General features: G+C 72.9%; 21 protein-coding genes and 7 pseudogenes. 20 read left to right on the top strand and 8 right to left on the bottom strand.

Annotation, left to right across the window (positions count from 1 at the left end):
- Positions 1-11 precede the first annotated feature (11 nt).
- Both G7075_RS06970 and G7075_RS06965 read right to left on the bottom strand, forming a co-directional pair.
- Positions 12-694 (bottom strand): annotated as a pseudogene (locus G7075_RS06970) (ABC transporter permease).
- A 56-nt stretch (positions 695-750) separates the two neighbouring features.
- Entirely contained in the window at positions 751-1,359 is a 609-nt protein-coding gene (locus G7075_RS06965) for an ABC transporter ATP-binding protein (protein ID WP_371814200.1), read from the bottom strand.
- Between the two features lie 209 nt (positions 1,360-1,568).
- Between G7075_RS06965 and G7075_RS21000 the strand changes: the two genes are divergently transcribed.
- The 17 genes and pseudogenes from G7075_RS21000 to G7075_RS06895 all read left to right on the top strand — a co-directional run bounded on the left by G7075_RS21000 (position 1,569) and on the right by G7075_RS06895 (position 11,851).
- On the top strand, positions 1,569-1,748 hold the full coding sequence (locus G7075_RS21000; protein ID WP_240917953.1) for a hypothetical protein: 180 nt from the start codon (positions 1,569-1,571) through the stop codon (positions 1,746-1,748).
- Positions 1,745-2,152 carry a phosphatidylserine decarboxylase gene (locus tag G7075_RS20995; protein ID WP_240917952.1) on the top strand — a complete coding sequence of 136 codons (408 nt, stop codon included), beginning with the start codon at positions 1,745-1,747 and terminating at the stop codon, positions 2,150-2,152. The genes G7075_RS21000 and G7075_RS20995 overlap by 4 nt, the downstream gene beginning before the upstream one ends.
- Positions 2,149-2,451, top strand: a pseudogene (locus G7075_RS22610) (CDP-alcohol phosphatidyltransferase family protein); the annotation flags it as partial. The gene G7075_RS20995 and the pseudogene G7075_RS22610, both read left to right, overlap by 4 nt.
- Positions 2,452-2,513: 62 nt before the next feature.
- A complete protein-coding gene (locus G7075_RS20985) occupies positions 2,514-3,122 on the top strand; it encodes a hypothetical protein (protein ID WP_240918123.1) in 609 nt (202 codons plus the stop codon).
- Between the two features lie 78 nt (positions 3,123-3,200).
- Positions 3,201-3,896: a metalloregulator ArsR/SmtB family transcription factor gene (locus G7075_RS06950; protein WP_166120281.1), complete on the top strand. Its 696-nt coding sequence runs from the start codon at positions 3,201-3,203 to the stop codon at positions 3,894-3,896.
- Positions 3,893-5,314 carry a Fe-S cluster assembly protein SufB gene (gene sufB / locus G7075_RS06945; RefSeq protein ID WP_166120279.1) on the top strand — a complete coding sequence of 474 codons (1,422 nt, stop codon included), beginning with the start codon at positions 3,893-3,895 and terminating at the stop codon, positions 5,312-5,314. Before G7075_RS06950 ends, sufB begins: the two co-directional genes overlap by 4 nt.
- A 59-nt stretch (positions 5,315-5,373) precedes the next feature.
- Complete coding sequence (gene sufD / locus G7075_RS06940) at positions 5,374-6,492, top strand: Fe-S cluster assembly protein SufD (RefSeq protein WP_166120276.1); 1,119 nt, start codon at positions 5,374-5,376, stop codon at positions 6,490-6,492.
- Positions 6,489-6,830, top strand: a complete 342-nt coding sequence (locus tag G7075_RS06935) for a non-heme iron oxygenase ferredoxin subunit (protein WP_166120274.1) — start codon at positions 6,489-6,491, stop codon at positions 6,828-6,830. The genes sufD and G7075_RS06935 overlap by 4 nt, the downstream gene beginning before the upstream one ends.
- 5 nt (positions 6,831-6,835) lie before the next feature.
- Positions 6,836-7,603, top strand: coding sequence for a Fe-S cluster assembly ATPase SufC (gene sufC, locus G7075_RS06930; RefSeq protein WP_166120271.1), 768 nt, complete (start codon positions 6,836-6,838; stop codon positions 7,601-7,603).
- Positions 7,603-8,897, top strand: a pseudogene (locus G7075_RS06925) (SufS family cysteine desulfurase). Before sufC ends, G7075_RS06925 begins: the two are co-directional and overlap by 1 nt.
- Positions 8,897-9,343 (top strand): Fe-S cluster assembly sulfur transfer protein SufU, encoded by a 447-nt coding sequence (gene sufU, locus G7075_RS06920; protein WP_166120220.1) that lies wholly within the window; start codon positions 8,897-8,899, stop codon positions 9,341-9,343. The pseudogene G7075_RS06925 and the gene sufU overlap by 1 nt, the downstream one beginning before the upstream one ends.
- 47 nt (positions 9,344-9,390) lie before the next feature.
- Positions 9,391-9,668 (top strand): annotated as a pseudogene (locus tag G7075_RS06915) (metal-sulfur cluster assembly factor).
- A 139-nt stretch (positions 9,669-9,807) separates the two neighbouring features.
- Positions 9,808-10,191 carry an acVLRF1 family peptidyl-tRNA hydrolase gene (locus tag G7075_RS06910; RefSeq protein WP_240917951.1) on the top strand — a complete coding sequence of 128 codons (384 nt, stop codon included), beginning with the start codon at positions 9,808-9,810 and terminating at the stop codon, positions 10,189-10,191.
- A 58-nt stretch (positions 10,192-10,249) separates the two neighbouring features.
- A pseudogene (locus G7075_RS22605) lies at positions 10,250-10,609 on the top strand (cold-shock protein); the annotation flags it as partial.
- A 122-nt stretch (positions 10,610-10,731) separates the two neighbouring features.
- Positions 10,732-10,842, top strand: a pseudogene (locus G7075_RS22600) (hypothetical protein); the annotation flags it as partial.
- Positions 10,843-10,866: 24 nt separating this feature from the next.
- A complete protein-coding gene (locus G7075_RS22595) occupies positions 10,867-11,196 on the top strand; it encodes a cold-shock protein (RefSeq protein WP_166120214.1) in 330 nt (109 codons plus the stop codon).
- A 103-nt stretch (positions 11,197-11,299) separates the two neighbouring features.
- Positions 11,300-11,851 (top strand): CbrC family protein, encoded by a 552-nt coding sequence (locus G7075_RS06895; protein WP_205860640.1) that lies wholly within the window; start codon positions 11,300-11,302, stop codon positions 11,849-11,851.
- Between the two features lie 69 nt (positions 11,852-11,920).
- On the opposite strand, the gene G7075_RS06890 is transcribed toward G7075_RS06895, so the two are convergent.
- The 5 genes and pseudogenes from G7075_RS06890 to G7075_RS20215 all read right to left on the bottom strand — a co-directional run bounded on the left by G7075_RS06890 (position 11,921) and on the right by G7075_RS20215 (position 14,983).
- Positions 11,921-13,465, bottom strand: a complete 1,545-nt coding sequence (locus G7075_RS06890; RefSeq protein ID WP_166120209.1) for an HNH endonuclease signature motif containing protein — start codon at positions 13,463-13,465, stop codon at positions 11,921-11,923.
- A gap of 146 nt (positions 13,466-13,611) precedes the next feature.
- A pseudogene (locus G7075_RS06885) lies at positions 13,612-14,171 on the bottom strand (NYN domain-containing protein).
- A 23-nt stretch (positions 14,172-14,194) separates the two neighbouring features.
- Complete coding sequence (locus tag G7075_RS06880) at positions 14,195-14,548, bottom strand: VOC family protein (protein WP_166120206.1); 354 nt, start codon at positions 14,546-14,548, stop codon at positions 14,195-14,197.
- 10 nt (positions 14,549-14,558) lie between these two features.
- Positions 14,559-14,729, bottom strand: coding sequence for a hypothetical protein (locus tag G7075_RS20220; protein WP_205860639.1), 171 nt, complete (start codon positions 14,727-14,729; stop codon positions 14,559-14,561).
- A 14-nt stretch (positions 14,730-14,743) separates the two neighbouring features.
- Positions 14,744-14,983: a pyridoxamine 5'-phosphate oxidase family protein gene (locus G7075_RS20215; protein ID WP_205860638.1), complete on the bottom strand. Its 240-nt coding sequence runs from the start codon at positions 14,981-14,983 to the stop codon at positions 14,744-14,746.
- 123 nt (positions 14,984-15,106) lie between these two features.
- Between G7075_RS20215 and G7075_RS06870 the strand changes: the two genes are divergently transcribed.
- Positions 15,107-15,547, top strand: coding sequence for a DUF1801 domain-containing protein (locus G7075_RS06870; protein ID WP_166120203.1), 441 nt, complete (start codon positions 15,107-15,109; stop codon positions 15,545-15,547).
- Positions 15,548-15,577: 30 nt separating this feature from the next.
- Here G7075_RS06870 and G7075_RS06865 read toward each other — a convergent pair whose 3' ends face one another.
- Entirely contained in the window at positions 15,578-16,498 is a 921-nt protein-coding gene (locus G7075_RS06865; RefSeq protein WP_166120200.1) for a neutral zinc metallopeptidase, read from the bottom strand.
- 129 nt (positions 16,499-16,627) lie between these two features.
- On the opposite strand from G7075_RS06865, the gene abc-f reads away from it, so the two are divergent.
- Both abc-f and G7075_RS06855 read left to right on the top strand, forming a co-directional pair.
- Positions 16,628-18,226 carry a ribosomal protection-like ABC-F family protein gene (gene abc-f / locus G7075_RS06860; protein WP_166120197.1) on the top strand — a complete coding sequence of 533 codons (1,599 nt, stop codon included), beginning with the start codon at positions 16,628-16,630 and terminating at the stop codon, positions 18,224-18,226.
- 111 nt (positions 18,227-18,337) lie between these two features.
- Entirely contained in the window at positions 18,338-19,240 is a 903-nt protein-coding gene (locus tag G7075_RS06855) for a DUF2515 family protein (protein WP_166120195.1), read from the top strand.
- Positions 19,241-19,242: the final 2 nt, after the last annotated feature.

Raw genomic sequence — 19,242 nt, 5'->3', positions numbered from 1 at the left:
AAGCGTACGACTCACCCGGACCAGCGGAACCAGCGGGCCGCCGCGGCGCCGGCCACCCCGGCCCACACCACGAGCACCAGCCACGGACCCCACGGCCAGCCGCCGCCGACGAGCGAGGTCCGCAGCGCGTCACCGAGGGCGCCCGAGGGCAGCAGCGCGGCCACCGTCGCGAGCGGGCCCGGCAGCACCGACGTCGGCACGAGGACGCCCAGCCCGAGCAGCAGCACCCAGACGAGGTTGGCCAGGGCCAGCACGGCCTCGGCGCGCACCGTTCCGGCGAGCAGCAGGGCCAGGGCGACGAGCGCCCCCGTGCCGAGCAGGAGCGAGACGAGCGCCGGCAGCAGCCCGGCCGCGACCGGCCGCCACCCTAGGGCGAGGCCCAGCCCGCCGAGGACGAGTATCTGCACCGCCAGCACCGAGAGCACGGCCAGGGCCTTGCCCGCGAGCAGCCCCCGCGCCCGAGCGGGGTCGTGCCGAGCAGCCTCAGCACGCCGGCCCGGCGGTCGAAGCCGGTGGCGATGGCCTGCCCGGTGAACGCCGTCGACAGGACCGCGAGCGCCAGGGTCCCGGCGGTGGCGAGGTCGACCCGCCGGCCCGGGCCGAGGTCGGGCACCGAGGCCAGGGCCAACCCGACGAGGGCGATGGCCGGCAGCAGCACCGAGACGAGCAGCTGCTCGCCGTTGCCGAGCAGCATCCGGGTCTCGAAGGCGGCCTGGGCCAGCACTCGCGTGCGCGGGGGAGCCGGCGCGCTCACCGTGCACCCCCGGCGGTCAGCTCGAAGTAGACGTCCTCGAGCGAGCGCGCGCCCCGCACCTCGGCGAGCGACCCGGAGGCGACGACGCGCCCGGCCGCGAGGACGACGACGTCGTCGGCGATCCGCTCGGCCTCCTCGAAGGAGTGGGTGGTGACGACGACGCACACGCCCCGGTCGGCCTCGGCCCGCAGCAGCGCCCACACCTCGAGGCGGGCGTGGGGGTCGAGCCCGGCGGTCGGCTCGTCGAGGAAGAGCACGTCGGGGCGACCGACGAGCGCCGCCGCGAGGGCGACCCGCTGGCGCTGCCCCCCGGACATCCGGCGGACCGTCGTCCCGGCGAAGTCGGCGATGCCCAGCCGGGTCGCGAGCTCGTCGACCGGCCACGGGTCGGCGTGCAGTGCGGCGAGGTGGCGCAGCAGCGGCAACGGCCGTGAGGTCGTGGGCAGCCCGCCGTCCTGGAGCATCACGCCGACGGCGGCGCGGTGGCCGGCCGGTGCACCCCACGGGTCGGTCTCGAGGACGCGCACCGAACCGCCGTCGGGGCGCTGGAGCCCCTCGAGGCACTCGACGGTGGTGGTCTTGCCCGCGCCGTTCGGGCCGAGCACGGCGGTGACGCGCCCGGCGGCCGCCGACCAGCTCGCGCCGTCGACCGCGGCCCGTCCCCGAACACGCGGCGCAGCTCGTGCACGAGGACCGCCGCCATGTCTCGACATCCTAGGGTGGGGGTCATGCCACGCATCGACCGGGAGGCCGGCCCCGTGACAGCGGTCGCCGCCGTCCCCGCCGCGCTCGCCCTGCTCCTGCGACGGCCGGGGTGGCCGCGGTGCTCGGGGTGCTGCCGGTGGCCGTCGCCGCGTTCTTCCGCGACCCCGACCGCACCCCCGACGCCGCCACGGCGCCCGTCGACGACGTCCTCTCCCCGGCCGACGGCAAGGTGATGTACGCCGGGCCCGGCCAGGTCGGCGTCGCTCCCCCGGCGACTGGCAGCAGGTGAGCATCTTCCTGTCGGCGTTCGACGTGCACATCAACCGCGCGCCGTACGGCGGACGGGTCGTCGAGGTCGTCCAGCGGCCCGGCAAGTGGCTGGCCGCCTACAAGCACGAGAGCGCCCACCTCAACGAGCGCGCCGACATCACCGTCGAGCGCGAGGTCGACGGTGAGGTCCGGCGGGTCCACTTCCGCCAGATCGTCGGGCTGATGGCCCGCCGGGTCGTCACCCGCGTCGCCGTCGGGGACGAGCTCGGCACGGGCGAGCGGGTCGGGCTGATGAAGTTCGGCTCCCGGATGGACGTCTTCGTCCCGCCGGCCTGCGCGCTGCTCGTCGCGAAGGGCGACCGGGTGGTCGCCGGCGAGAGCGTCATCGCCCGCTGGGGCTCCGGCGCCGGGGCCCGGTCGTGAGCGGCGACGCGCCGCAGCCGGTCGCGACCGGCACCACCGGCGGCCGGCGGCGCATCCTCGACCGCTGGCGCCTCGTCTCGCCCACCGGCGCCGACGTCGTCTCGCTGCGGCAGCTTCGCAAGCGCGAGCGGGCCCGGCTGCTCGCCCCGAGCGCCTTCACGACCCTCAACCTCCTGAGCGGATTCTCCTCCGTGCTGCTCGCCTTCCGCGGACACTTCACGCTCGCCGCGGTGCTCATCGCCTTCTCGATCGTCATGGACATCGCCGACGGGTTCGTCGCCCGGCTCGTCGGGGCCACCTCGCCGTTCGGGCTCCAGCTCGACTCCCTCGCCGACCTCATCTCCTTCGGCGTCGCCCCGCGGTGCTCGTGCACACCTGGGCGCTGGGGGAGTGGCCGGTGCTCGCCTGGCTGGTCGCCTTCCTCTGGATGTCCTGCGCGGCCTTCCGGCTCGCCCGGTTCAACGTCACCATCGACCCCGCGGCCGACAAGCGCTACTTCGTCGGCCTGCCGTCGCCGGGCGCCGCGATGGTCGTCATCGCGACGATCTTCGCCCTCGACTCCCCGTTCTTCGGGCCCGGCACCGGCCCCTGGCGAGCGTGGTTCCCGATGCTCGTCAGCGTCGCGCCGGCCTTCCTCATGGTGATGACCATCCGCTTCCGCTCCTTCCGCAACCTGCTGGCCCCGACCACGCCGCGGGCGCGGCTCGGCACGGCAGTCGTGGCCCTCGTCATCGTCGTCGGCCTCGTGGTGGCCCCCGGTCTCACCGGTCTCGTCGTCGCCTACGGCTACGTGCTCACGGCTCCGCTGGGGGTGCTCACCGCGCCGGTCCGCGAGCGGCTGTTCGGCCAGGCCTCGGTCGCGCCGCCCCGCAGCCGGATGCCCTCGGTCTTCCTCCCCATCGAGGAGGACGACGAGATTGACGGCCCGGGGGCCGAGGACTTCGTCGAGGAGCGCGGCACCGCCGGGTAACCGGCCAGGCGGCCAGGCCACGGCCGGTTAGGCAAGCCTTCCTTGGACGTCGTCCCCGCATTTACCTAACATGGGTGTGTGGTTAATCCCGACGTCCACACCGACGAGTCGCGCACGCGCGACCGGGTGCTGCGCGTCGTGAGCCAGGAGGGGCCGGTCGGCATCACCACCCTCGTCGAGCGGCTCGGCCTCACCGAGACCGCCGTGCGGCGCCACGTCGACAACCTGCACGTCGCCGGGCTCGTCGAGCCGCGCGACGCCGCGGGGCCCCGGCGCCGGGGTCGTCCGGCCAAGGCCTGGACCCTCACCGACGCCGGCCACCGGGCCCTGTCCTCCGACTACGACGACCTCGCCGGCGAGGCGCTGCGGTTCCTGCGCCGCACCGGCGGCGAGTCGGCCGTCCAGGCCTTCGCCGAGGAGCGGGTCGCCGGGCTCGAGCACCGCATCGCCGCCACCCTCGACGACGCCGGCCACGACACCGCCCGTCGCACCGACGCCCTCGTCACCGCGCTCAACGCCGAGGGCTACGCCGCCTCGGCCCGCCCCGTGGGAACACCCGGGGCCGCCACGGCGCTGACGGGGGTGCAGCTCTGCCAGGGCCACTGCCCCGTCCAGCACGTGGCCAGCGAGTTCCCCGAGCTGTGCGAGGCCGAGACCGAGGCGTTCTCGCGCCTGCTCGGCGTCCACGTCCAGCGCCTGGCGACCCTCGCCCACGGCGACCACGTCTGCACCACGTTCGTCCCGACCCCCACCACCGAGAGGCCATCGCGATGACGAGCCACATCGAAGAGCTCAACCCGGGTCTGAAGGACCTCGGCACCTACGAGTACGGCTGGGCCGACAGCGACAGCGCCGGCGCCACCGCGCGCCGTGGGCTCTCCGAGGAGGTCGTCGCCGACATCTCCGACCGCAAGTCCGAGCCGCAGTGGATGAAGGACCTGCGGATGAAGTCGCTGCGCCTGTTCGGCAAGAAGCCCATGCCCAGCTGGGGCAGCGACCTCACCGGCATCGACTTCCAGAACATCAAGTACTTCGTGAAGTCCACCGAGAAGCAGGCCACCTCCTGGGAGGACCTGCCCGAGGACATCAAGAACACCTACGACCGGCTCGGCATCCCCGAGGCCGAGAAGCAGCGCCTCGTCGCCGGTGTCGCCGCCCAGTACGAGTCCGAGGTCGTCTACCACCAGATCCGCGAGGACCTGGAGGAGAAGGGCGTCATCTTCGTCGACACCGACACCGGGCTGCGCGAGCACGAGGACCTCTTCCGCGAGTACTTCACCTCGGTGATCCCGGCCGGCGACAACAAGTTCGCCGCGCTGAACACCGCCGTCTGGTCGGGCGGCTCGTTCATCTACGTCCCGCCGGGCGTCCACGTCGACATCCCGCTGCAGGCCTACTTCCGCATCAACACCGAGAACATGGGCCAGTTCGAGCGGACGCTGATCATCGCCGACGAGGGCTCCTACGTGCACTACGTCGAGGGCTGCACCGCGCCGATCTACAAGAGCGACTCGCTGCACTCGGCCGTCGTCGAGATCGTCGTCAAGAAGAACGCCCGCGTGCGCTACACGACGATCCAGAACTGGTCGAACAACGTCTACAACCTCGTCACCAAGCGCGCCACGTGCGCCGAGGGCGCGACGATGGAGTGGATCGACGGCAACATCGGGTCCAAGGTCACCATGAAGTACCCGGCCGTCTTCCTCCTCGGCGAGCACGCCAAGGGCGAGACCCTGTCCATCGCCTTCGCCGGCGAGGGCCAGCACCAGGACGCCGGCTCGAAGATGGTCCACGCCGCCCCCAACACGAGCAGCTCGATCGTCTCCAAGTCCGTCGCCCGCGGCGGTGGCCGCACGAGCTACCGCGGCCTCGTCCAGATCCTGGAGGGCGCCCACGGGTCGAAGAGCTCGGTCGTCTGCGACGCCCTGCTCGTCGACACGATCAGCCGCTCCGACACCTACCCGTACGTCGACATCCGCGAGGACGACGTGCAGATGGGCCACGAGGCCACGGTCTCCAAGGTGTCCGAGGACCAGATGTTCTACCTGATGTCCCGCGGGATGACCGAGGAGGAGGCGATGGCGATGATCGTGCGCGGCTTCGTCGAGCCCATCGCCAAGGAGCTCCCCATGGAGTACGCCCTCGAGCTGAACCGCCTCATCGAGCTGCAGATGGAAGGAGCAGTGGGCTGAATGAGCCTGCTCACCCCCAGCGCCCCTCCGAGGGCGCCCATACCCACAGCGCCGCGACGATGGTCCCCGACCAGTCGCGCGCCGAGCGCCGGGCGTCCTTCGACCCCGCGGACTTCGCCGTGCCCCACGGGCGCGAGGAGGAGTGGCGGTTCACGCCCGTCGACCGGCTCGGCGCGTTCTTCCGCGACGAGGCCACCGGTGCCTGCCTCGACTGGCAGGAGGACCTGCCCGAGGGCGTCACCGTCACGACGCTGCCCGTCGCCGACTGGCAGGCCCTCGGCGTGCCGAAGCCCCAGGACCGGGCCGCCGCGGTCGCCGCCGCCCACAGTGGCGGGGTCGCGGTCGTCGACGTCCCGGCCGACGCCGAGCTCACCGAGCCGGTGCGGATCCGCCTCTCCGGCAACGGGTCCGACCTCGTCCACGGGCACCTGCTCGTGCGGGTCGGCCGGTTCGCCCGCGCGACGGTCGTCCTCGAGCACCACGGGGTCGCCGACTACGCCGAGGTCCTCACCGTCCTCGCCGGCGACGGCTCCGACGTCACGCTGGTGTCGGTCCAGGAGTGGGACGACGCCGCGCACCACCTCGGCCAGCACGACGTCGTCGTCGGCCGTGACGCCCGGGTCCGGCACATCGCCGTCACCCTCGGCGGCGGGGTCGTCCGGCTCAACACCAACGCGTCCTACGCCGGCCCCGGCGGCTCGTTCGAGGGCCTCGGTGTCTACTTCGCCGACGCCGGCCAGCACCTCGAGCACCGGCTGTTCGTCGACCACGAGGCGCCCCACTGCCGCAGCAACGTCGAGTACAAGGGCGCGCTCCAGGGCGAGACCGCCCGCACCGTCTGGGTCGGCGACGTCCTCATCCGCGCCGCGGCCGAGGGCACCGACACCTACGAGCTGAACCGCAACCTGCTCCTCACCGAGGGTGCCCGCGCCGACTCGGTCCCCAACCTCGAGATCGAGACCGGGGAGATCGAGGGGGCCGGGCACGCCTCGGCCACGGGGCGGTTCGACGACGAGCAGCTCTTCTACCTCATGGCGCGGGGCATCCCCGAGGACGAGGCCCGCCGCCTCGTCGTCCGCGGGTTCTTCGCCAGCGTCGTCGCGCGCATCGGCGTCCCCGAGGTGCAGGAGCGCCTCATGGTGGCCATCGAGCGCGAGCTCGCCGGGGAGGCCGCATGAGCGACCAGCTGACCGCCGAGGGCTACACCTACGTCTGCCGGCTCGACGAGCTGCCCGCCGTCGGGGCCGCCCTCGCCGAGATCGAGGGGCGCCGCGTCTCGATCGTGCGCACCGAGGACGGATCCGTCCACTGCGTCGACGACACCTGCAGCCACGCCAACGTCTCGCTCTCCGAGGGCGAGCTCGACGGCTGCACCCTCGAGTGCTGGCTGCACGGCTCGCGCTTCGACCTGCGCACCGGCGAGCCCACCGGGCCGCCCGCCATCACCCCCATCGCCGTCCACACCGTCCGCACCGAGGGTGACGACGTCTTCGTCGCCCTGTCCGAGGAGATCTGAGCCGTATGTCCACCCTTGAGATCAAGGACCTGCACGTCACCGTCGAGACCGAGCAGGGCACCAAGGAGATCCTCCGCGGTGTCACGCTGACCCTCGAGTCCGGTCAGACGCACGCGATCATGGGCCCCAACGGGTCCGGCAAGTCGACCCTCGCGTACTCCATCGCCGGCCACCCGAAGTACACGGTCACCTCGGGCACCGTCACCCTCGACGGCGAGGACGTCCTCGCGATGAGCGTCGACGAGCGCGCCCGCGCCGGCCTCTTCCTCGCGATGCAGTACCCGGTCGAGGTCCCCGGCGTCACCGTCTCGAACTTCCTGCGCACCGCGAAGACCGCCGTCACCGGCGAGGCCCCGAAGCTGCGCACCTGGGTCAAGGACGTCAAGGGCGCCATGGAGAACCTGCGGATGGACGCCGCGTTCGCCGAGCGCAACGTCAACGAGGGCTTCTCCGGCGGCGAGAAGAAGCGCCACGAGATCCTCCAGATGGAGCTCCTGCGCCCGAAGTTCGCCGTCCTCGACGAGACCGACTCCGGCCTCGACGTCGACGCCCTGCGTGTCGTCTCCGAGGGCGTCAACCGCGCCAAGGAGTCCACCGGCGCCGGCGTCCTGCTCATCACGCACTACACGCGGATCCTGCGCTACATCCAGCCCGACTTCGTCCACGTGTTCGTCGACGGTCGCATCGCCGAGCAGGGCGGTCCCGAGCTCGCCGACCGGCTCGAGTCCGAGGGCTACGACCGCTTCCTCGCCGAGACCCCCGTCGAGGCCTGATGACCGCCGCCCCCTTCACCGACGCGGAGCTGGCCCGGCTGCGGGCCGACTTCCCGATCCTGTCGCGCACGGTGCGCGGGGCCACCCGCTCGTCTACCTCGACTCGGGGGCCACCTCGCACAAGCCCGTCCCGGTGCTCGACGCCGAGCGGCACTTCTACGAGCACACGAACGCCGCCGTGCACCGCGGGGCGCACCAGCTCTCCGAGGAGGGCACCGACGCCTACGAGTCGGCGCGCGAGACCATCGCCCGGTTCATCGGGGCGCAGGCCGGCGAGGTCGTCTTCACCCGCAACGCCACCGAGGCGCTCAACCTCGTCGCGTACGCCTTCACCAACGGCACGCACGGTGGCGGCGGCGGTCGGGGAGAGCGGTTCTCGCTGCGCCCGGGTGACGAGGTGCTCGTCACCGAGATGGAGCACCACGCCAACCTCATCCCGTGGCAGGAGGCCTGCCGCCGCACCGGCGCCACACTGCGCTGGGTGCCGGTCACCGAGGACGGGCGGCTCGACCTCACCGACCTCGACGAGCTGCTCACCGAGCGCACGAAGGTCTTCGCCTTCACGCACGTCTCCAACGTGCTCGGCACCGTGAACCCGGTCCGCGAGCTCGCCGAGCGCGCGCACGCGGTGGGGGCGCTGGCCGTCCTCGACGCCTGCCAGTCGGTCCCGCACCTCCCGGTCGACGTCGCCGAGCTCGGGGTCGACTTCCTCGCGTACTCTGGCCACAAGATGTTCGGCCCGCTCGGCATCGGGGTCCTCTGGGGCCGCGCCGAGCTGCTCGACGAGATGCCGGTCTTCCTCACCGGTGGCTCGATGATCGAGACCGTGACGATGGAGGGCGCCACGTACGCGCCGGTGCCGCAGAAGTTCGAGGCCGGGGTGCCCGTCGCGGCCCAGGCCGTCGGGCTCGCCGCGGCCTGCGACTACCTCACCGCGCTCGGGCTCGACCGCGTGCACGCCCACGAGCAGGCCCTCACCGAGCGGCTGCTGCGCGGGCTCGCCGAGCGGCCGTGGGTCCGCGTCCTCGGGCCGTCCGACCTGCGCGAGCGCGGGGGAGCGGTGGCCTTCGTCGTCGACGGCGTCCACGCCCACGACGTCGGGCAGGTGCTCGACGACCGCGGTGTCGAGGTGCGCGTGGGCCACCACTGCGCGTGGCCGCTGCACCGGAAGCTGCACGCGCCGGCCAGCACCCGTGCGTCGTTCGCCGCCTACACCACACCGGCCGAGGTCGATGCCCTCCTCGAGGCCCTCGACCGCGTCCCGGCGATCTTCGGCACGGAGGTGACCGTCTGATGGACCTCTACCAGGAGCTCATCCTCGAGCACTCCAAGCGCCCCGTGCGGGCCGGCCTGCGCGAGCCGTTCGACGCCGAGAGCCACCACGTCAACCCCACCTGCGGCGACGAGGTGACCCTGCGGGTGCACGTCAGCGGTGCGGGTGACGACGCGGTCGTCGAGGACGTCTCGTACGACTCGATGGGCTGCTCGATCAGCGTCGCGTCGGCGTCCATCCTCGCCGAGGAGGTCACCGGCGGCACCGTCGGGCACGCCCGCGAGACCTACGAGGCGATGCGTCGGATGCTCACGAGCAAGGGCGAGGACCCCGGCGACGAGGACCAGATCGGCGACGGCGTGGCCCTCGCCGGTGTCGCGAAGTACCCCGCACGCGTCAAGTGCGCCCTCCTCTCGTGGTCGGCGTTCACCGATGCCCTGTACCAGGCCGAAGGAGCGAAGCAGTGAGCGAGACCACCACCACGCCGGCGAACGTCGCGGACGTCGAGGAGGCCATGCGCGACGTCGTCGACCCGAGCTCGGGATCAACGTCGTCGACCTGGGCCTCGTCTACGGCATCACCATCGACCCGCAGAACCACGCGGTCATCGACATGACGCTCACGTCGGCGGCCTGCCCGCTGACCGACGTCATCGAGGACCAGACCGCCGCGTCGCTCGAGGGCGTCGTCGCCGGGTACCGGGTCAACTGGGTCTGGATGCCGCCGTGGGGCCCGGACAAGATCACCGACGACGGTCGCGAGCAGCTGCGCGCCCTGGGCTTCAACATCTGAGCGTGACGACCCGCGTCGTCGAGGTCGCGCCCGAGCGGTACGACCGCTGGCGGGCGCGCTTCGACGAGAACAACCCCGACGGCCCCAGCGGGTCGTCGGGGTCTCGCGTCTCGAGGCCGACCCGCTGGCGCTGCTGCTCGTGCGCCGCGGCGGGTACGCGGTCGGCGTGGCGGCGGGGGACCGGCTCGTCACGCACAAGGTCGGCACGCGCTACGTGCAGTCGCGCACGGCCGCCGGTGGCTGGAGCCAGCAGCGCTTCGCCCGGCGCCGGGCCAACCAGGCCGACGAGCTCGTCGGGGCGGTCACCGAGCACGCGGTGCGGCTGCTGGCCGGGTCGGGCGCCACGGGGCTGGTGCTCGGGGGTGACCGGTCGCTGGCCGAGGGTGTGCTCGAGGACCCGCGGCTGGCCGGGCTGCGCGACCTGCCGCGCGCCGAGCTCTACGACCTCCCGGACCCGCGGCTCGCGGTGCTGCAGAAGGCGCTCGAGCGCGCCCGGTCCGTCCGCGTGACCATCGAGGAGTGAGCTCGTCCGGGGGGATACTGGGCAGCGCACCGACCACCCCGCCGACAAGGAGCCAGCCATGACCGAGGGAACCGTCCGCTGGTTCGACGCCGACCGGGGGTTCGGGTTCATCGCACTCGGGGAGGGCACGGACGACCTGTACGTGCACGCGTCCGACATCCTCGGCGACGAGAAGGTCAAGGTGCTCCGGGAGGGGCAGGTGGTCGAGCTCGAGATCGGCGAGGGGGACCGCGGCCCGCTGGCCCGGCGCGTCCGGGTCACCGCCGACCGGGCCGCCGACAGCCCGCTCGGTGTGCTCGGCACGGTCACCTGGTTCGAGCCGGCCAAGGGCTACGGCTTCATCACCTCCGACGACGGGGGTGCCGAGATCTTCGTCCACGGCTCGGCCGTCGTCGCGGGGGGCGTGGTCTCGGAGGGGCAGCGGGTGGCGTTCCTCGTCGTCGACGGTGAGCGGGGACCGCAGGCCGACCACGTGCTCCCCCTGGCGGACGGGGCCGGCCGTCGGGCCGCGGCCTCCGACGGGGCGGACGGCACGGTGTCCTGGTACGACGTCGACAAGGGCTTCGGGTTCATCACCCCGAGGCCGGCGGCACCGACGTCTTCGCCCACGCCCGGGACCTCGCCGGCGGGCTCGACGAGCTCGAGGAGGGGGACCGGGTCACGTACGACGTCGTCATGAGCGAGAAGGGCCCGCAGGCGCGCGACGTGCGCCTGGCGGGTGGTGGTGCGCCGCGCCGGAGCGCCCCTGCGCGGGCTCCGCAGCGTGCCCGGTCGGGTCACCAGAAGGGCTCGAGCGCCCCGGCCCGCGGCGGCGAGGGGACGGTCGCGCGCTTCGACGAGGAGCGGGGCTTCGGCTTCATCTCCCCGGATGCGGGAGGCGCCGACCTGTTCGTCCACGTGTCGGTCGTGCGGGGCACAGAGCCCCTGTACCCGGGCGACCGGGTCCGCTACCAGGTGAAGCAGGGAGACCGCGGTCCGCAGGCCGATCGCGTCGAACGGGTCTGAGCGACAGCTGTTCCGGGCTCCGCTGTGGTGAGGTGCGTTCCCGTCACGCGGCAGGTCGTCCGAGTTCCCCACGCGTGACCGGGTGGGCTGGGATGCTCCTCCCGTGTCGGTCATCCCCGTGTTCCGCTACCACCCCGACCCCGTCGGGACAGGGTCCGCTGTGCTGTCGGACGAGGTGTGCACCGTCTGCACCCGTCCCGCGGGCTTCGCGTACTCCGGAGGCACGATCTTCGGGAAGCAGGCCGAGGTCCTGTGCCTCCGGTGCATCGCCGACGGGACGGCGGCGACTGCCCTCGCCCACCCGGACGGGCCCGCACAGCTGACCGACGTCGGACGCCGTGTCCCCGCCGACGTTCCCGTGGCCGTGCTCGAGGAGGTGTCGCAGCGCACGCCCGGCTTCCTGGGGTGGCAGCAGGAGCACTGGATGTACCACTGCGCCGACGCCGCCGCGTTCCTCGGTCCCGTCGGCTGGGACGAGGTCGCCGACCTTCCCGACGCCCTCCAGTCGCTGCGAGCGGACCTCGGGGCCCTCGGAGTCGACCACGAAGAAGCAGATCGACAGACCAGGTCGATGCACCGCGACGGGGACGTGACGGGGTACCTGTTCCGCTGCCTCCACTGCGGCGTCCGCCTGGCGTACTCGGACGCGAGCTGAGCCCCGGTGACGTCGGCATCGGGGTGACCAGTGCACACGCGGACGCCACCGGCCGGGGAACCGTCTCGCTCAGAAGGGCGGCGGGTCGGAGTTCGTCGAGCGGCGGACTCTCGGTGAGTGCGCCCGGACGTCGCAGGTCATCGGCACCGGCGGGCGCACGACATGGACTCGGCACCCGGGTGCGTGTTCGAGGTGGTGCTCGAGGGTTGAGTGGGGGCCGTCGGGGACGGCCATGGAGGGTCGTCCGCGGTCGGGTGGTGGTGGGTCGGTTCCGCTGTCGGACAGCGTGACCGGGTGGAGCTGGTCGGGTGGGTGGGTCGTGCGGGTGCGTCCGGTGGGGTCGGTCCACGTCATCGTGGCGTCGGGGTGCAGGGCGGCTCGCCAGCCGGGTCGTTGCTTGACCCGGTGGTGGCGGCGGCAGAGGCAGGCGAGGTTGGCGGCGCTGGTGGGTCCGGCGGGGTGGGGGCGGACGTGGTCGAGGTCGCAGTAGCGGGCCGCGACGTGGCAGCCGGGGAAGCGGCAGTGGCGGTCTCGGGCGCGCACGAACGCGGCGAGCCGGGCGCTGGGCCGGTAGACGGCGGTGCTCAGGTCACCGGTGGGGTCGGTGGCTGCGCCGGTCCCGGGGTCGCAGGCCAGCACGCGGGGTCGGCCGGTGCGGCCGCGGGCGGTGACGGCGATGGCGCGCTCGAGCCAGTCGCGCCGGACGAGGACGGGGTCCCCGGCCCGGATGCCGCCGACCTCGACGAGGTCGCCCGGCCCGCCCGCGGGCGATGCCTGCACCGCCGAGGCGTCTCGTCCCGGGGTCGCCGCGGTGGTGAGGACCACCTGGACGTCGATGGTGGCGTTGGACGTCACGAGGTCGGTCAACGCCTTGGCCCGGGCCCGGTCGATGCGTTCGCACGTCCCGTCGGCGAGGTACTGCTGGGCCAGGGCGTCGATGGCGGCCCACGCGGCGCAGGCCTCCTCGGAGGGGAAGGTGCCGTGCCACGTGTCGACGCCGGGCTCGTCGACCCACCGTTGCAGGGAGGACTCCGACCGGGCCCGCACCGCCCGCTGGCGCAGCAGGTCGGGGGAAATCTGGGCCAGGACTCGTCGGACCCGCCTCCGTAGTCTCGGACCGTCCTCGCGGTCGAAGGCATCGTCGATCGAGGTGATGACGGTGGCGGCGACCTCGGCGGGCACCTCCTCGAGCTCGTGGGCGACGACCCCGGCCCGGTAGGCGTCGAGCCGCCCGGCGGCCATCGCCGCGTGCAGCCCACCCAGACCCGTCCACGTCCCGGCGCTCTCGGGTCCGTCCACGGCGCGGCGCACGGCGTCACGCACCCGCCGCTCGGCCGCGACCGACGACAGGCACAGCACACCGGACACGATCGCCGGGGCATCGAGCGCGACGTGACCGGGGACGTGGCGCACCTCCACGAGGGTGCCGTCGTCGGCGACCTCGGTCTCGAGCGCGGCCAGCGCCACGATGGCGTCGTCCTGGGCCGCGCTCACCTCGTTGACCAGTGCCTGCAGCTCAGCGACGACCGCCGCGCACTCTTCGACCGACCCACCGAGGGGACCCGCCACCAGCGCCGCGCGCACCAGCTCGCGCGCCGACCGTGCGGCGTCCATCAGGTGCTGTGTCCCGGCCATCGGCTCCCCTCCCTCGTCCCACCATCCTACCGAACGCACGTTCGAAAGGGAAGGGACAGGGCCGAGAGTTTCGCTGCGCGACAGGCGGTTTCGCATCACAGGCCGACGTCGGCCGGACCGCGACCTCAGAGGAACTGCGCGGGGTCGAACTCGGCGATCGGGATGATGCGCACCCGGGGAGCCGCTCGTTGAACGCCGCCACGTCGTACTCGAGGTCGAGGAACTCCAGGCCGCGCTCGGTCATCCCGGCGAAGGCGCTGCTGCGGAACTCGGTGAAGCCGACGACACCCACCCGGCGGCCGTCGAGGAGGCCCTCGACCTGCTCGGCGAAGTCGCCGTCGTTGCTCACGAGGAGGACGTCGGCCTCACGCCGCGCCAGCTCGACCAGCGTGCGCTGGATGGCGATGTCGACGACCTTCTCGCCGGGCCCGCCGGACAGCGGGACGGGGCGGTAGCCGATGGCGAGCAGCGCCTGCACGAAGGTCATCGGCAGCTCGGTGTTCGCCGCGAGGAAGAAGAGCCCGACGGCCGGCTGCCTCCACCGGTCCTCGGCGAACTGCAGCAACCGCTCCCACCGCGGCCGCTCCTCCGGGCGCGGACGTCGGCCGAGGATCGAGGTCCCCAGCGTCGCGTCGATGTTCTCACCGTCGACGAGGAGGTAGGTCGAGCGCTCGGCAGGGGTCATGACCGAAGGCTACGGGTGCGGCGTCACGCGTGGTGCTGGGCGATGTTGAGCACCAGCCCGCCGGGTGCCCGCACGAAGAACCGGCGCACGCCCCACTCCTCGGTGACGAGGGGGTGGACGACCTCCACCCCGGCCGCGACGACCTCCTCGTACGCCGCGTCGACGTCGTCGACCCGCACGGTGAGGACCGAGTCCTCCGGCGCGGTCGCGTCACCGGACACGAGCTGCACGTGGGCTCCGGTCTCGGGGGAGGTGAACCGCGCGACCCAGCCGAGGTTCATCTCCTCGGTCGACAGGCCCAGCACGTCCGTCCAGAACTCCCGGGCGGCGTCGATGTCGGGGACGTTGAGGTTCGGGATGACGGAGATGACTCGCATTCGGTGCTCCTCAGGGTTCGCGGTGGCCGTCGGGGGTGTTCGGCGTGATGCGGACGATGACACGGTCGACCGGACCGCGCCGCAGGACCCGCTCCACCCCCATGACGAGTCGGAACTCCAGCCCGTACTCGTCCGCCAGCAGCCGGTGCGCCGCGTCGACGGACTCCGCTCCGGTCTCCACCCGTGCGGTGGCGGTCAGGACCGGTGCCCCGTCCGGCACCGCGCCTCGACGCGAGCAGGGGCGCAGCCGGACGGACGACGTGTGCCGCAGCCGCTTGACCTTGCCGCTGCCGCTCGGGTGGTCACCAGCAGCGTGCCGTCGCCGGCGGCCACCACCCACACGGGCGTCGCGACCGGAGTGCCGTTGCGGCGGAAGGTGGTCAGCTGCACGAACTTCTCGCCACCCATCCGGTCGAGGTCGTCTGCCTGGCTCACGGTGCTCTCCTCGGTCGGGACCTGCAGGCTACGCCCGGAGGTCGGTCAGGTTCGGAGAAGCCCCCGGGCGGGTGGGGGAGCACGATGGGGCGCAGCAGGATCCACGAGAGAGGGAGGTGCGCCATGAGCGCCGCGAAGAAGAGCACCGGCAACGTCCTCAGCGACGCCGAGAAGTCCGCGATGAAGGCGACGGTCGCCGAGCGCCGGGCGGCCGCCAAGGGTGCCAAGGCCGAGGACGAGGTCAAGGGCGTGCTCGACGCCATCGCCCGGATGGACGACGGCGACCGCGCCCTGTGCGGCCGCCTGCACGAGATCATCACTTCTGCCGCACCGGAGCTCGCGCCCCGGACCTGGTACGGGATGCCCGCGTACGCCAAGGACGGCAAGGTGCTGCTCGCCGTCAAGAACTCCGGCAAGTTCGGCCAGCGCTACACGAGCCTGGAGTTCCAGGACGTGGCGCAGCTCGACGACGGGTCGATGTGGCCGGTCGCGTGGGCCGTCACGACCCTGACGAAGGCCGGTGAGAAGGACGTCGCGGCACTGGTCCGCCGAGCCGCCGGCTGACCGAGGTCGACCGGCCGTCGGCGCTGCGTCTCACTCGTTGACGGAGGCCACCGCGAAGGTGTCGCAGCGGTTGAGGTCGCCGGTCGAGTAGCCCTGGAGGAACCAGCGCTGCCGGGCGGCGGCCGACCCGTGCGTCCACGTCTCGGGGTTGACCCGACCGGACGAGGCCTGCTGGATGCGGTCGTCGCCGACCGCGGCGGCCGCCGAGAGGGCGGACCGGATGTCGGCCTCGGTCAGGGGCTTCAGGAAGGGGGTCTTCGTGTCCTCGTCGGGCACGGTGCTGGCGTGCTTGGCCCAGACGCCGGCGAGGCAGTCGGCCATCAGCTCGGTCTTCACCCCGCCGGACTCCGGACCCTGCGGGTTCTGCTGGGCCCGCCCGAGCAGCCCGAGCTGGTCCTGCAGCGCGTGCCCGTACTCGTGGGCCACGACGTACTCCTGGGCCAGCGCCCCGTCGTCGGCGCCGAACTGCGAGGTGAGCACCTCGAAGAAGCTCGCGTCGATGTAGACGAGCTTGTCGAGCGGGCAGTAGAAGGGCCCGACCTGGTTGCTGGCGGTGCCGCACGCCGACTGGGTCTGCCCGTCGTAGAGCACGGTCTGCGTGGGCTGCCACTCACGCTTGTAGCGCACGAGCTCGTCGCCCCAGAAGGCCTGCACCGAGTTCACCGTCCCGATGACACGGCACTTGTCGCTGCGGTCGGCGTCCGCGCCGGTCTTGCAGTCGGCGAAGGCGCTGCCGTCCTCGGTACCCCCGGCCTGGACCTGCCCGGGGTCGAGCTGGCCGCCGCCGGTGGGCAGCGACCCGGGGTCGATGCCGAGGAACATCGCGATGAGCGTGGCGATGATGCCGAGGATGCCCCCACCGACGACGACGCCGCCGGGCCCACCGCGGCCCCCGCCACCTCCGGAGCGCACCTGGGAGGTGTCGAGGGTGACGTTGTCGTTGAAGCTCATGCGGCAGCCTCCGGACTCGCGCGGTGCCGGAGCGGTCTCCGGCCCGCCTTAGACTAGGGGTGACCACGCGCCGCCGGACACCACCGTCGCTCCCTCCGCGCGCGTCGCCCCCGACCGAAGGACCCTCCCGTGATCACCGCTGCCGCCGTCGAGCTGCGCGCGGGCTCCCGCCTGCTCCTCGACGACGCGTCCTTCCGCGTCGCCCCCGGTGACCGGATCGGCCTCGTCGGCCGCAACGGGGCCGGCAAGACGACGCTCACCAAGACCCTCGCCGGGGTCACCCAGCCGGCCGCCGGCACCATCACCCGCTCCGGCGAGGTCGGCTACCTGCCCCAGGACCCCCGCACCGGCGACCTCCACATCTCGGCGCGCGACCGCGTGCTGTCCGCCCGCGGCCTCGACAGCATCGTCCGCGACCTGCGCGCCGCCGAGCAGGCGATGGCCACCGAGACGGGTGAGCGGCAGGAGAAGGCGATGCGCCGCTACACGCGCCTCGACGCCGAGTTCACCGCCGCCGGTGGCTACGCCGCCGAGTCCGAGGCCGCCCGCATCGCCGCCGCGCTCGGCCTCGAGGAGCGCCTCCTCGAGCAGGAGATCGGCACCCTCTCCGGTGGTCAGCGCCGCCGCGTCGAGCTGACCCGCATCCTCTTCTCCGGCGCCGAGACCCTGCTCCTCGACGAGCCGACCAACCACCTCGACGCCGACTCCATCGGCTGGCTGCGCGACCACCTCAAGGGCTACCGCGGCGGCCTCGTCGTCATCAGCCACGACGTCGAGCTGCTCGAGGTCGTCGTCAACAAGGTCTTCCACCTCGATGCCAACCGGGGCGAGCTCGACCAGTACAACCTCGGCTGGAAGGCCTACCTCCAGCAGCGCGAGACCGACGAGCGGCGTCGCAAGCGCGAGCGGGCCAACGCCGAGAAGAAGGCGTCCGTGCTGATGGCCCAGGCCGACAAGATGCGTGCCAAGGCGACCAAGACCGTTGCGGCACAGAACATGCAGCGCCGCGCCGAACGGCTCCTCGGCGGCCTCGAGGCCGAGCGGGCCCACGACAAGGTCGCCAAGCTGCGCTTCCCGAAGCCGTCCCCGTGCGGCAAGACCCCGCTGCGGGCGTCGGGCCTGTCGCGCTCGTACGGGTCGTCCGAGGTCTTCACCGACGTCGACCTGGCCATCGACCGCGGCTCGCGCGTCGTCGTCCTCGGGCTCAACGGGGCGGGCAAGACGACGCTGCTGCGGCTGCTCGCGGGTGTCGACACCCCCGACACCGGGGAGGTCGAGCCGGGCCACGGCCTCAAGCTCGGGTACTACGCGCAGGAGCACGAGAACCTCGACGTCGGGCGCACCGTCCTCGAGAACATGAAGTCGGCCGCCCCCGACCTCGGCGAGACCGAGGTCCGCAAGGTGCTCGGGTCCTTCCTGTTCAGCGGCGACGACGTGCTCAAGCCGGCCGGGGTCCTCTCGGGCGGCGAGAAGACGCGGCTCTCGCTCGCCCTGCTCGTCGTGTCGTCGGCCAACGTGCTGCTCCTCGACGAGCCCACGAACAACCTCGACCCCGCGAGCCGCGACGAGATCCTCGGCGCCCTGAGCACCTACGAGGGCGCGGTGGTCCTCGTCACCCACGACGAGGGCGCCGTCGACGCCCTCGCGCCCGAGCGCATCCTCCTGCTCCCGGACGGCGTCGAGGACCTCTTCAGCGCCGACTACCGCGAGCTCGTCACCCTCGCCTGACCGTCAGCGCCCCGTAAGGTCTCCGGGCCGGTCGCGGGCGGGTCCGCGCGGGAGACTGGCCGGGACGTCGCGCGTCCTCCTCGTGCCGCGACGTCGGGGAGGTGGCCGCGCGTGGGTGCTCTGGAGGACCTGGTCCCGCACGGGGCACCCGACACCGTCGACGGCTGGCGAGCCGCGGCCGACGCCCTCCTCAGCCCACCGTGCTGTCCGTTCCACCGCAACGCGGAGATCACCTCCCGGTACGCGTGGCTGCACGCGCAGCAGCCGACCGGGCTCAAGTGGGCGGCCATGGCGGCCATCGCCTCGCACCACGTCCGACGCGTCCTCTTCCCCTTCCGCCTCGATGCCGACGGCACCGGCTGGGTCGACCTGCCCCGGAGCCTGAGCCGGTCGCGGATCCTCACCGAGGACGCCAACATCCTGCGCGAGGTCAACAACGCGATCTACGCCGACATCTGCTGGGTGCACCTGGCCTACCTCTCCGGCGGGTCGGCGGGGACGAGCGCCCTCCTCGGGCCCGACCACGACCGGGCGGAGCTGCTGGGCGCCTTCGAGGACCTCAGCCGGGGCCGGGCCGTGCTCGAGGACGACGAGGCGCCGGCCTCGGCCCGGCGGGAGGCCCTCGAGCTCGTCTGGGCCGGCAACCTGGCGCTCCTGCGGCACGAGCAGCGCGTCGTCGTCCAGCCGCTCTTCGACCGCCTCTCGGGCCCGTTCGCGCGGCTCGCCTCGCTCGGCTCGACGACGACGTTCGAGGTGCGCGGACTGCGCCAGGAGGTCCGGTACTTCACGTCGTTCCCCGCGTACTCGCTGTGGCGTGGGTTCCCCGGTGCGGTGCGCAGCCGGTCGGTCCCCAGCATCACCCGGTTCGAGGACCGCTGGCGCTGGCTGGAGAGCACCGTGGTCCCGCGCTTCCGCCGCCTCGACGGCGAGGTGGACCTCGTGGCCCGCACCCTCTCCCGGGTGGTCGAGCAGTCGAGGCGCTCGGCCCTCGTCCCCTGCCTGGTCCCACGCTGACG

This window comes from Phycicoccus sp. HDW14 (genome assembly GCF_011383005.1).
Classification (GTDB): domain Bacteria; phylum Actinomycetota; class Actinomycetes; order Actinomycetales; family Dermatophilaceae; genus Phycicoccus.
This window is presented reverse-complemented; position numbering and strand designations above follow the sequence as displayed.